The sequence below is a fragment of the Salegentibacter salinarum genome, assembly GCF_900168115.1.
GTDB lineage: Bacteria > Bacteroidota > Bacteroidia > Flavobacteriales > Flavobacteriaceae > Salegentibacter > Salegentibacter salinarum.
This window is the reverse complement of record NZ_FUZC01000002.1, coordinates 218,776-231,145: the sequence shown is the minus strand read 5'-3', so window position 1 is coordinate 231,145 and position 12,370 is coordinate 218,776. Positions and strand designations below refer to the sequence as shown.

The following is a 12,370-nucleotide window of genomic DNA, read 5'->3' as shown; positions in this document are numbered from 1 at the left end:
TCTTTTATTATTAAAATCTCACAGGTTAAACTTGATAGTTTTAGTAATTTTGCCGACTTAAAAAATATGCGCCAAGACTGAGGTATGACCAAAATATTCAGAAGATTGTCTTTCTTTATTCTAATCCTAATGCAGTTTGCATTTTTGTTTGCTATATTTTTTGATAAGATGAATGCTCCACTCGTACTTCTATTTTTGGGGATAATTTCAGTATTAATAAGTCTGGCTTATTTTAAAGCGCCACGGGAAGAAGAAAGCTATTTTATAAAAGATCTCTACCTTATTTTTTTTGCGGTAACCGGTGCCCTAAGTACATTTTTTATAAATACCGGACTTAAATTTGGACCGGTGATCGCCGCCGGGTTTATAGGAACCCTGGCTTCTTTTGTGCCTTCAATAAACAGGAAGTCAAACCTTCTAAAAGAAGCACCACCGGCCATTTACTGCGGTGCTTTTGTGGGAATGACTTCGGCCAGTGTAGCGCCCAACTTAAAATTCATTTTACTTGCCGGGATTATCGCGGGTAGTATTCTTATACTTTCTAAAAACATTTTTAATGGGTTTGGAGGTAAACTGGGAACCATCGCTTTTGGTAGTATCGCCATCACTTCAGCCATTTTATATACCCTGTTTTAATGGAAATAATCATTCTTTTTCTCACCGGAATTATTTCTGCCCTGCTCACTTATGTGGTGAATAACAAGTACAAACAGGGCGCAGTTCGAGCTTCAGCAGGCCTCTCGCTTTTGGTGGGCTTATTTTTCTATTTGTTTCCTGATATTTTAACGCCTTACTTAACTAAAAACATTCCCATCGTTTTTATTGGCGCCACTTTTATAGGAATGGTTTCTTCAAAAATACTTCCCAGCTATTTACTGGTTGGTTTTTCAGGATTTATCTTTTCTATTATCTACCTAAATGCGAGTCCGTTCTTTAAAGGCTATGGCGGTGCTTTGGGTACCACAGCAGCTATTTCTGTGTTGGTCTCTTTAAGTCTGGCAGTGGTTTCTAAAAGTGAGAAAATAAAGAAGATTAAAAATTACAGGACTTCCCGAAAAAACAAATAATTTTTTTCTGCAGAAATTTGGTGTCTTTACAATTTAGGCTCTAACCACAAGCCTCCCATCCCAATTAGAAATAAGCCGAAAAACCATAAGGGATTAATAGCAACTGGCGTTTTCTCTACAGAATCTTTTGATATTTTCTGCGGAAAAAACCTGTTGTTTTCCTGCAGGGTTTGGTAAGATTTTATAGCCTGCCAGTCATTGTCCTTGTACACATAATAATTAAACACTGAAGCAGAATCCTGCTCCATTTTTAATTGCTCCCAGCCCGTTTCTCGCGGATAGGTTTTACCGGTCCATAATTCTGAATTATTTAAATCCTGTTTTAACGGAATTAGATAATTATTTTTATCCCTTACCCTCGGGTTTTCTACTGAAGTTCTCAACTGAAACTGAAAGGGTTCATCTTTAAACGCGAATCCAGTTTCCTGATGCCAGGAAGCGATTACAGATTCCCTTTTACTTATTTGTTCTACAAGTTCAGACCAGATTTGTTGATAAGATTCCTGCTTTCCTTCCAATTGCAGCTGCCAGGTGCTTTCTAATAATGTAGTACCAATCCTGCCCTGCCCAAAACGTTTGTAAGCACTTAAAATCGAAGAATTCGACCTATGAATTTCTTCTAAACCAAATTTCGGTTTTAATTGATAAGGCTGTTTTCCTATCGCAATTTCAGGAAAGTCATCCAATACCGCTTCTGTAGCTGACACCCGTTGTAATGCAAAAACCGAAAAATCGCCCAAAGAGTTTAAAATATTGGCTTCTCCCAATATCAAAACTCCCAATCCTGCTTCCCTGACCAAATTTTGCAGCGCATTTCTTTCTGCCGATGAAAGGTTTCTAAGAGCTCCAGAGTCTAAAATAAGCAGTTCAAAATCTTCCAGATTTGATTGCTGTAATCTTCCTAAATTCCCTCTTTTGGTATTAAAAAATTCGAATTTAAACCTGCCGGTGGTAATCCGGTTTTTTACTACGAGTTCGTGGCCTGATTCTGCTAAAAAGTTTTTTAGGTACTTAATTTCAAAAGTGGGATAAGAATTCAGGATTAAAATTCTTAAATTTTCTTTTTTATCCACTTTTACCGTAAAAGGATTTCGATTAAGAATTTCCCCCAAAGAATCTTTTTCTACAATATTAAAAACATAATCTCCCGCTGCTTTTAGATCGGTTGACAGTTTAAAGTTTGTATTTTCTTCCAAAGTAAATACAATAGAATCCACAGAAATCCCACCGGCATCTTTTAAAACCAGTTGGGTTCCGGGTTTTGGTGCTAAAAATTCACCTCTTAATTCCAGCTTATCTCCAACCTGCTTTTGCTGCTTAAAATTTAGTTTTACAATTCCGGAAGGGGTTTCCCCGGGCAAATAAGTGACAGGTAAATCTTCAAACTGCCATCGATCATAATCCCTAATTCCGCTTCCCAAAACAAAGATCTCTTTTGAGTTTCCCAGCGTCGGTAAAACTTTGTTCTTACGATAATCAATTACCTCGATTTTTCGATATTTATTTTTTAAACTATCTAACTGTTTTTGCTTAAAATTTTCAGTAAGAATTAAATAACTTTCTTCTTTTATTTCCTTTAGAATTGCCGGTTTTATGGCTATTAGTGCCAACGAGGAAACTGCTAGAAATATCAGGAAAACTTTCAGTATTAATCGTTTTTTCCCAGACTGAGAGACTTCTTTCCATACAAAAACCAACATCAGAAGAAGCCAGCACATAAGCACCGGCCAGAACCAGGTGGAATTTAAAAATGTTATGTTATTGTCCATTCAATTCCAGTTCTTTCAATAGTAGATCGTTCAATTTGTCGCTAAAACCGTTTCTTTTCCCGGGCTCCGGGCTGACTTTTGGAAGGGCCTGCATTAGACCTTTTTGCACTTCAGATATAAGGTCCTGCTCCGTCTGCTGCACTTCGGCAAGTTGCTTTAGTTGCTGCAAAGTATTCAGATACTTGCCGGGTTCAGCTATTGCTTTTTCCGCCAGCTCATTTCCCGCTTTCTCAAAAAGTTCACGATCGGTTTCCGAAATTTCTGAATTTGAATCTTTCAGCTCCTCTAATCTTAAAATACTGTTCCTCATAAAAAGATACTCATCTGGATTTTCTAGTTCTTCTTTTTTACTGAAATTACCAACTTCTTCAAGCTCTCCTGACAAGCGGGCATCTTCTTTAATTGGCGGCGGATCAAAACCTATGCGATGCACATAAATTCTTGCGCTATTTTTTATTTCTTGAATAAGATCCAAAGCTTCATATTGAAATGGCAATGATTTTTCTGGTTCGTAAAGTCGTAAATACAGCTCGGCATCCCACATAATATTCAGTGCCTGCCGTAACTTGCTTTTTAAATTATCGGTAAACAAAGTTGAAGATTCAGGATCACCGTGATCGTGAAGGTATTCGGCAAGCGGGTCTTCCCCTTCTTCATTTTCTTCCCCGTTGTCGTGATCGTGTTCTTCTTCTACCAGATTATGCCCATTATCACCATCGTGATCGTGGGTATAATCGGCTAAAGGATCTTCATTATTTTCTTCTAAAGTTTCGCCCCCGCTTTCCATACCGCCTTCAGCTTCATCTCCCATAAATTGTCCGTATTTTAATCGAAGTGCTTTTTGATCAAAACCAAGATCGTTGCTGGTATCATTAAATTCTTCTTTGGAAAGCTTCCTGCGCTCACTAATCAGTTTTTCTGTATCGATAATCAATTGCCGCTGACTACGGAAATAATCGGGCATTAGGTCTACGCCGAGTCCGCCCTCCACACCCGGACCGTAATCCACAGTGTCCTTTATCACAGCAAAATGGGTTTCGCTACGAGCAATATTGGCTTGCGGTTGTTTAAGATCCCGGGCTTCCACATAAAAATAGAGCTCATCGCCGGGTTCCATTTCCATTTGATCCAAGTCTATATTTTTGGTCAAATTCAGCTTCCTCTCTCCGCGGGCTACCGAATTATCAAAACTCAATTGTTCCTCCCTGAACTTTACCGATTCCCCCGTTCCCTTGCTTACCGTGGCGATAATATATGCGTCTGCCACCCCAAAATCGTCGGTAATGGAAGCACTAAAATTGATCAGCTTTCGATCATCATAATTAAAGGTAGTAAACTGCTGTAAATCTTCCAGAAGAATCATCGGTGCTTTATCCTTGATAACTTCAATCGCAAAAAGATCTGAAACATATGCACTCCCGGCCGTATCGGTAAACCTAAAATTATAAAATCCTGAATTCTCCAAGACTGTACTTCCGCTATATTCACCATTATCTTTTTTTAAAGTCCGGCGCTTGCCCATACTTTCAATGCTAACGCTATTTACCCCGCCTTCAAAACCAAGTTTCCAGCTCACCCGCGAGCCCTCCACGGCTTTAATATCCATTTTAGAAGTAGTGGTAGCAGGAACACCGGTATAAGCAGGATAACTAATAGTTAGTTGCTGATCATTTAAAACTGGTGTTTCGATTTTAATCCCGGAAGAATCTGTGGGTTTGAAATTTATAATTTCATCGGTGGGAATATTTTTATCTTTTAAAAGGTAAGTCTCGGTTAATCCGAAATAAAATGCGCAAAAACCAATCCCGATCATTCCTACGGAAGTAATTGCAGCGGTTTTCAGGTTATTTTTCGGTTGAATTCTCTTGCTTTCGGCTTCGACTTCTTTTGCGACTTTTTGCTGCTGAAGCTTCGCCAATCCGGAAAGATCTCCGCTTGGTTGAAGTAATAATCCGCTACTGTATTCCAGTTTATCCGATTTCCGGTCTATAAACCTGCTTACTCTTTTTATGTCGATTTCCCAGGGTCTTTCTAAAACCATAACAATCAGAAAAACAAGCAAAGCAGCAAAAATACTAAGGAGCAAACTAAAAGAAAGGAACCAGGTAAAAAATGCAGCACCAATAGCATAGAGGAAAACTTCGAGCCATAACAAAAACTGCCAGCGTTTTTGATATCTTTTTAATATATTTTTTCCGGTCTTACTCATTGTTTTCTAACTCGTGCCAGGATTCTTTCTGATAAGATGAAAATTATTAATAGTATCCATAAATATTTCACAATATCCCGTCCTTCCTTATTCTTAATCGGTGCTAAACCAGTTTCAAAATTTGGTTTTAAAATGCCCACATTCATAATCCGGCGGTCATATTTATTCGCTACATTTTCAATTTCAGAATAAAGATCCAGCATTTGTATAAGCTGTTCGCCCAAATGCTCTTCAACAACATTTTCTGAATTTAATTCATTGGTTAAATAGTATTCATTTTTGGAATTTCCGGTTTCAATTAATGAATTAGCTAAAGTACCCCTTCGGAAATTTAAAATTTTCCCTTCAGTTTTTGGCACCGGTTTTTCGCTCAACCAAACTAAAAATTCATCTGAATCAGGCTTAAAATTATCCTCTTCAAAACTTCTAATTTCAATTGGTTGTTCCAGGTATTTTCCAACAGCCAAAAACGAAGCTTCTAAATACCTTCTTTCAGCCTGAAATTCTTCATCGGAATAAATAGTTATCTGAAGTGGATCCACTTCTAAAACAGGAACATTTTTTAATTCACTTTCTTGATTTCCAGAAGATGTATGTTGTTTTTCTTTCTGAAATCTAAAACTTTCTGCATCGCTTATCGCTGATATAAGCTCCAAACTATCCCCTTTTTTTATCGCTCCCACCCGATTCTTTTCTGTCTCCCCGGGATTTAGGTTAATCCAGTTAATATTTTTGCTGATTTCCGGTCGTTTTCCTTTAATCCCACTCAAAAAAGCATTGGTAAAAACCACAATACTATCGGTTTTTAAAGTTTGCATCTCTACAGCAAGCTGCCAGTAACTTGGAGTTTCCGAAAAATTATTCTCTATTTCAGGTTGATATTCCGGAAATCCAGATTGTAAAAATCGTAACTCAGCCGTATTATTTAAACTATCGGTAAGGGATTTTACTTCCAAAGAAGAGAGCAAAGAAGATTCTACCAAATAAGTGATGGGCGAATTTTCGGCTTTATAATTTAAGTGGGGTTCGGCTAAAATAAGCCCCACAATTGTAATGATGAGCATCCTCAATAATAGCAACCAGAGTTCGTTTAATTTAATGCTCCTGCTTTTTTGTGAATCAGATTCCTGCAAAAATTTTATGCTGCCAACTTTTATGGTTTTCCCCTCTTTTTTGCTCCATAAATGTATCGCTACCGGAACTGCAAGTCCTATTAAAGCCCATAAAAATGAAGGATTAACGAAAAACATATTACATTAAATTATTACGTTTCTTCAATAATAATTGCAGCGCTTCACCAATTGGTTCGTCGAGCCTTAAAAGCTGATAGCTAATCGCGTTGGCGAGCATAATTTCTTTGGTGGTTTTAATCGATTTTTCAAGGGCTTCCAGGTATTTCGAACGCGCTTCCTTAGCGTCTACCTCCATTCTTGCACCGGTTTCCAGGTCTTCAAAAGTAAGCGAACCTTTGTGGTTAAACTCCACTTCGTTTTTTCCAAGCAGATGCAAAACAACGACTTCATTCCTTGGAGTTTTCAATTTGGTGATCACATTGGTTAATTCGGAAGTTTCCTCGTGAAGATCTGAAATAAAGAAAATAAGTTCTTTATGGCCCCTATCGTGTAATTTTTCGGCTGCTTTTGGGTCTTTAGGCCATTTTCCTTCGGTTTTGATATTGATCAATTCCTGAAGCAACCGATTAAAATGCTTTTTCTGAACCCGGGGAAAAAGTGCGTGCAATTCCCGATCGTTCAACGCAAACAGGCCAACGGCGTCGCCTTGATTTTGGGCTAGCCACGCCAAAGAAGCTACCAAAACCCGCGTATATTCTATTTTGGAAATTCCATCTTCGCGGTGCTGCATAGAATTACTCGCATCTAAAATGAATTTTACCGAAATATTGGTTTCTACCTCAGATTGTTTGATGTAATACCTCCCGGAACGGGCAAGCATTTTCCAGTCCAGCAGCCGCATATCGTCCCCGGGTTCATAACCGCGGTACTGGCTGAATTCCATTCCCGGTCCCAGCCGGCGACTGTGGTTTAGTCCCGAAAGATAACCGTCCACAATAACCCTGGCGATAAGAGAAAGTCCGCTCACGCTGTTAATCACCTCCGGTTTTAATAACTGCCGATAATCCTGCTTCACTTATTTCTCGCTTTTTCTGCCGGAAATATAGATTTCATTAATCCAGTAGTCACCTCATCTGAAGTTATTCCTTCTGCCTCCGCCTTAAAATTCACAATCACCCGGTGGCGTAAAACCGGATAGGCGCAATGTTCCAGATCTTCAGGAGTTACTGCCAGTCTGCCCTGTTGTAAAGCCCTGGCTTTCGCGGTTAAAATTAAAGCCTGCCCTGCTCTTGGCCCTGCACCCCAGCTTACCCATTCTTTTACAAATTCATTGTTGCTGGTTTCCGGCCGGGTGGCTCGAATAAGTTTATTCACATAAGAAATTAGCTCATCACTAATGGGTACTTCACGTACCAGTTCCTGAAGTCTTAAAATTTCCGATCCGGTAAGCACGGGTTTGATTGTTGCTTTTTTAGAACCTGTGGTATGTTTTAAAATCTGGTTTTCTTCGATTTCAGTAGGATAACCGATTTTTATATAAAAAAGGAAACGATCTTGCTGCGCTTCCGGTAAGGGAAAAGTCCCCGATTGTTCTATAGGGTTTTGGGTCGCCAGGATAAAAAACGGACGCTCCAGCTGGTAAGTGGTTCCTGAATAGGTTACCTCAAATTCCTGCATGGCCTCTAAAAGCGCGGCTTGGGTTTTTGGGGGCGTACGGTTAATCTCATCGGCCAGAATAATATTCGCGAAAATTGGTCCCTTATTAAATTCGAAGAATTTTTTGCCCGTGGTATGGTCTTCCTCGAGGATTTCGGTACCAATAATGTCTGACGGCATCAAATCTGGAGTAAATTGAATCCTTTTGAATTTGAGATCTATCGCCTGGGAGAGGCTACGTATCATTAGAGTTTTCGCTAAACCGGGAACACCTTCCAGAAGTGCGTGACCACCAGCCAGGAAAGTAATAAGCAATTGGTCTACGGTTTCTTCCTGCCCGATAATCACCTTGGCGATCTCGGTTTTAAGGTCTTTAAGTTTTCCGGTAAGCGTTTTTACTTCCTGGTTTAAATCGGCTAATTGCTGATCCATAATTTCATCTATATAATTTTAACCTCATAGAGGATATTTCCAAGGCTTACAATCTAAAGCCTGCTTGTTATTTTTTCCAGCATCTTTCTGGCTAAGATGTAAGTGCATACATCACGATATTCACCCCAAACCGGGTATTATCTATTTTGTAAAATCTTTTGTTCCTAAAATCATAATCCCATTCACACCCGTAATCTTTATTACTGTAAAGCACACCAATTCTGCCATTTACAACAATAGCCTTTAAATATTCATGAACCAGGTCGTCACCCCAGCCGTTCAGTTCCTGCGACGTAGTTGGCGGACCGTCTTCAAATTCAAAAAAGATATTATAAATTTCGTGGTCGTTCGGGATCTTTGCCAATTCGCCAGGTCCAAATATTTCTTCCATCTGGCGCTCAAAAGATTTGGCGAAAAGTCCATCGATATCATGATTGCAATCATCGGCAAAAACGAAGCCGCCATTTCTTATGTACTTTTCAAAATTCTCCCTTTCCTTGGTGGTAAACTGCACTAATTTATGGCCTGAAATATAACAAAAGGGGCATTTAAAAATTTCATCACTACTAAGGGGAACAATATTTTCTTTAGTATCTACTTCCAGCGTGGTGTACTCCACTAGGGAATTCAGCAAATTGGAGGGCATCCTTTGATCCACATCCCAATCTCCTGATTCGTATTGAAGCCTGGTAAAGAAAAAGCTGTTCATTTTTATTGTATAATGTTTGTTGCCACGAATTCACTAATATTTGAAAATGCTATTTTATTATTTAGACTCTGAAAATGGTGAAATGTAAAAAAACTAAATCTTGATTCATGTTATTCCTTTAAAACTAAGGTCTCGACTGCGCTCGACCTGACACTTTTTTAAACTTCCTGCAAGGTTTTTGAAACCTTGTAGGTCTGCAAAAAATCAAATATTCAAATTTGATAAAAGCAAAAAAATAAAACTGGTTGCAATGAAAATTTCATTACAACCAGTTTTTAAAGTCCCCTACATTTTAAACTGCGTCTGAAAGACTGGTAAAAGTAAAGTCCCTTACTTTCATATACGGAATTAAATTTCCGTTGATCCTTACCTGTTCACCCAGGGTTTCCAGGTTATTCAGCATAATTATCGGGCTTTCATTAAACCTGAAGTTTTTCACCGGGTATCTTATTTCTCCGTTTTCTATATAAAAAGTCCCGTCCCGGGTCAGTCCGGTGTATAATAAGGTTTGCGGGTCTACACTTCTAATGTACCATAACCTGGTGACCAGGATTCCTCTTTTGGTGTTTTTAATAAGTTCTTCCCGCGAGGCATCGCCACCTTCCATAATAAAATTAGATGGGAATGGTACCGGGTCTACACCCTGCTGCTCGGCCCAGTATCGACTATAAGCTAGGTTTTTAACCACTCCGTTTTCAATCCATTTCATTTTTTTAAGCGGCATTCCTTCGCCATTCCAGGTTGATGTTGGCACATCGGGATGTAACGGATCGCTCCAAATATTAACGCGTTCATCTACGATCTTTTCTCCCATTTTGGTGCCATCGTCTTTAGACATAAAGCTTCGACCTTCATCGGCAGTACGGGCGTTAAAAGCGCCAGACATATTCCGAAGTAAATCTACGGAAGCAGCCGGTTCTAAAATCACTGTGTATTTCCCGGGTTCTATAGCCCTTGCTTCACGAGACATTACCGCTTTATCTATAGCCACTTTTGCAGCTTCTGCAGGATCAAATTTAGTTACATCATTATAATCACGGGTTACCCAACCTGAACCGGTTCCATCGTTGGTTCTCATGGTTACCGTAAAATCCACATCGGTAGATTTATTGTAAGCAAATAGACCGCTGGAATTTAACATTGCACTAAATCCGGAAGAATCATTTAAAAAACCTGCAGCGGTCACGTCCTTTTCAGAAGCAGGGTTAATACTTTTTGCAGCAACCTCTGCCCTGTATTCAGGCTTGATATTGGCTGTAGCATCTACAAAACTTATGGATTCATCGTAAGTTTGCGGACCAAGCGGCGCCATAAACTCCGGATTTTCAGGAGCAAGTTTTGCAAGTTCTTCGGCTCTTTTGACCACGCTTTCCAGCGATTCATCATCAAATTCATCAACGGTAGCCGTACCCGATTTTTTTCCGAAGCTAGCCTCGACAGCCAGAGTTTGATTAGAGCGGTGCCCGGAAGTGGAAACCGTATTTCGGGCGTAGCGAATATTTCCGCTTTCGCTACCTCCCATATTAATTACACAGGCATCTGCGGTAGAAAAGCTTAATGCTTTTTCCATAATTTGCCTGGCTTCTTCTTTTGTATATATTGCCATTTCTATATTTCTTTTTTAAGTAAACCTATATTAAACACTTCTACCGGTATTGATCACATTTACGCCATCAAACCTGGAGGTAGAACTTCCGTGGGAAACAGCGCTTACCTGAGAAGGCTGGCCTTTTCCGTCAAAGAAGGAACCGAACATACGGTAATCACTCTTATCGCAAATTTTGGTGCAGGAATTCCAGAATTCTTGGGTATTGGACTGGTAGGCGACATCGTCTAACATTCCAACGATTTCCCCGTTTTTGATTTCGTAAAATACAGTACCGCCAAACTGAAAATTATAGCGCTGCTGATCTATGGAATAGGAACCGCGCCCGGCAATGTAAATACCTTTTTCCACGTCCTTAATCATATCATTTATGGAGTATTTATCTTTTCCGGGTTCCAATGAAACATTTGGCATACGCTGAAATTGAACATCGTTCCAACTTTCAGCATAGCAACACCCGTGAGATTCGTTTTGATCTATCATATGCACCTGGTCGCGAATCGCCTGGTAGTTGGTTAAAATCCCGTTTCTAACAAGATCCCATTTCTTGGTTTTCACACCTTCATCATCATAGCCAACAGCTCCAAGAGATCCAACCTGGGTTTTATCGGCTACAAGGTTTACAATATCGCTTCCGTATTGGAAATCCCCAGATTTCCATTTATCTAAAGTAGCAAAACTGGTACCTGCATAGTTGGCTTCATAACCAAGCACACGATCCAGTTCAAGTGGATGGCCTACAGATTCATGAATTGTTAGCCCCAGGTGGTTTGGTTCTAACACTAAATCGTATTTCCCTGGTTCCACAGATTTAGCTGAAAGCATTTCTTTGGCCTGTTTTGCGGCCAAAGTTGCATCTTCTACAATATCATAACTGTTTCGATATAATCTTAATCCTGAAGGACCCTCAAGCTTTTCAGATTCCAACCCATCCATATATTCGTAACCCATTCCCATTGGAGCGCTCATTGCATCGCGGGATTTGAATTTACCGGCTTCACGATCTATAGCAGTAACCCCAAAGGTTGGCCATATCCTATGTACATCCTGATCTATATAAGAACCTTCTGTAGAAGCAAAATATTTCTGCTCGTTTACCATAAAAAGGGCTGAGTTCACAAAATTGGCGCCGTTATCCATCGCCGCAGCATTTGCACTAAGTAATAAATCTACTTTTTCCGAAACCGGAACTTCTTTAAAATCTTTTTCAATCGGGGTTTTCCAGGAAACTTCCCCGTGAGATTGTACTGGTGCAAGTTTTACAGGTTCTCTCTGAATTTTAGAATTCGCCTTTGCAATAGCTACTGCCTGTTGCGTGGCTTTCTTAATTCCGTCTTCGGTAACGCTGTTGGTAGAGGCAAAACCCCAGGTTCCATTAGCGATTACCCGAATTCCGATCCCGAAAGATTCGGTATTTACCACGTTTTGAACTTTATCTTCGCGGGTAAAAACATATTGATTAAGATAGCGGCCTATCCTGGCATCGGCATACGTAGAACCCAGGGATTTTGCGGTGTTTAGTGCTACATCGGCGAGCTTTCTTTTGGTAAGGATATCCATACCGGGATGCAAAAGCGCCTCGGCAGAAATATTACTTCCCATTAAATAGGAAGGAACCATCAAAGCACCTGCGCCCATACCGGTTAATTGAACGAACTTTCTTCTTTTCATAAAAAATATTCTGTTTTTGTGATTGAATGAATTGCTTGAATTATTAAGAAAAGAAGCATTAAATCCAGGAATTAAATAAAGTTTAGATTATTAAAAATCGGCATAAAGCTAATTCTCTCGCTATTATTCTTAATAAAAACCTAAAATAGCATTTTTTTTCAAAACTTTACTGCCAAAA

At 39.5% G+C, this 12,370-nt stretch carries 10 protein-coding genes; 2 read left to right on the top strand and 8 right to left on the bottom strand.

Annotated features, from left to right (window positions below; translation table 11 throughout):
- The first annotated feature begins 84 nt into the window (after positions 1-84).
- Together B5X53_RS03950 and B5X53_RS03945 are read left to right on the top strand one after the other, a co-directional pair.
- Entirely contained in the window at positions 85-636 is a 552-nt protein-coding gene (locus tag B5X53_RS03950; RefSeq protein WP_143533235.1) for a hypothetical protein, read from the top strand.
- Positions 636-1,067 (top strand): hypothetical protein, encoded by a 432-nt coding sequence (locus B5X53_RS03945; RefSeq protein WP_079711941.1) that lies wholly within the window; start codon positions 636-638, stop codon positions 1,065-1,067. The genes B5X53_RS03950 and B5X53_RS03945 overlap by 1 nt, the downstream gene beginning before the upstream one ends.
- Before the next feature lie 26 nt (positions 1,068-1,093).
- Here the strand turns inward: B5X53_RS03945 and B5X53_RS03940 are convergent, their stop codons facing one another.
- The 8 genes from B5X53_RS03940 to B5X53_RS03905 all read right to left on the bottom strand — a co-directional run bounded on the left by B5X53_RS03940 (position 1,094) and on the right by B5X53_RS03905 (position 12,192).
- Entirely contained in the window at positions 1,094-2,836 is a 1,743-nt protein-coding gene (locus tag B5X53_RS03940) for a hypothetical protein (RefSeq protein ID WP_079711940.1), read from the bottom strand.
- Positions 2,826-5,045, bottom strand: a complete 2,220-nt coding sequence (locus B5X53_RS03935; protein ID WP_079711939.1) for a tryptophan-rich sensory protein — start codon at positions 5,043-5,045, stop codon at positions 2,826-2,828. The genes B5X53_RS03940 and B5X53_RS03935 overlap by 11 nt, the downstream gene beginning before the upstream one ends.
- Positions 5,042-6,295: a BatA domain-containing protein gene (locus tag B5X53_RS03930; protein ID WP_079711938.1), complete on the bottom strand. Its 1,254-nt coding sequence runs from the start codon at positions 6,293-6,295 to the stop codon at positions 5,042-5,044. Before B5X53_RS03930 ends, B5X53_RS03935 begins: the two co-directional genes overlap by 4 nt.
- Position 6,296: 1 nt before the next feature.
- Entirely contained in the window at positions 6,297-7,193 is an 897-nt protein-coding gene (locus B5X53_RS03925) for a DUF58 domain-containing protein (RefSeq protein ID WP_079711937.1), read from the bottom strand.
- Positions 7,190-8,206 carry an AAA family ATPase gene (locus B5X53_RS03920; protein WP_079711936.1) on the bottom strand — a complete coding sequence of 339 codons (1,017 nt, stop codon included), beginning with the start codon at positions 8,204-8,206 and terminating at the stop codon, positions 7,190-7,192. The genes B5X53_RS03925 and B5X53_RS03920 overlap by 4 nt, the downstream gene beginning before the upstream one ends.
- Positions 8,207-8,297: 91 nt before the next feature.
- Positions 8,298-8,915: a DUF4159 domain-containing protein gene (locus B5X53_RS03915; RefSeq protein WP_079711935.1), complete on the bottom strand. Its 618-nt coding sequence runs from the start codon at positions 8,913-8,915 to the stop codon at positions 8,298-8,300.
- 292 nt (positions 8,916-9,207) lie between these two features.
- On the bottom strand, positions 9,208-10,521 hold the full coding sequence (locus B5X53_RS03910) for a TldD/PmbA family protein (RefSeq protein ID WP_079711934.1): 1,314 nt from the start codon (positions 10,519-10,521) through the stop codon (positions 9,208-9,210).
- 30 nt (positions 10,522-10,551) lie between these two features.
- On the bottom strand, positions 10,552-12,192 hold the full coding sequence (locus tag B5X53_RS03905) for a TldD/PmbA family protein (RefSeq protein ID WP_079711933.1): 1,641 nt from the start codon (positions 12,190-12,192) through the stop codon (positions 10,552-10,554).
- Between the last annotated feature and the right edge of the window lie 178 nt (positions 12,193-12,370).

Coding starts and splice junctions, on each gene's coding strand:
- B5X53_RS03950 (WP_143533235.1), top strand. CDS start 85: ATGACCAAAATATTCAGAAGATTGTCTTTCTTTATTCTAATCCTAATG.
- B5X53_RS03945 (WP_079711941.1), top strand. CDS start 636: ATGGAAATAATCATTCTTTTTCTCACCGGAATTATTTCTGCCCTGCTC.
- B5X53_RS03940 (WP_079711940.1), bottom strand. CDS start 2,836: ATGGACAATAACATAACATTTTTAAATTCCACCTGGTTCTGGCCGGTG.
- B5X53_RS03935 (WP_079711939.1), bottom strand. CDS start 5,045: ATGAGTAAGACCGGAAAAAATATATTAAAAAGATATCAAAAACGCTGG.
- B5X53_RS03930 (WP_079711938.1), bottom strand. CDS start 6,295: ATGTTTTTCGTTAATCCTTCATTTTTATGGGCTTTAATAGGACTTGCA.
- B5X53_RS03920 (WP_079711936.1), bottom strand. CDS start 8,206: ATGGATCAGCAATTAGCCGATTTAAACCAGGAAGTAAAAACGCTTACC.
- B5X53_RS03915 (WP_079711935.1), bottom strand. CDS start 8,915: ATGAACAGCTTTTTCTTTACCAGGCTTCAATACGAATCAGGAGATTGG.
- B5X53_RS03910 (WP_079711934.1), bottom strand. CDS start 10,521: ATGGCAATATATACAAAAGAAGAAGCCAGGCAAATTATGGAAAAAGCA.
- B5X53_RS03905 (WP_079711933.1), bottom strand. CDS start 12,192: ATGAAAAGAAGAAAGTTCGTTCAATTAACCGGTATGGGCGCAGGTGCT.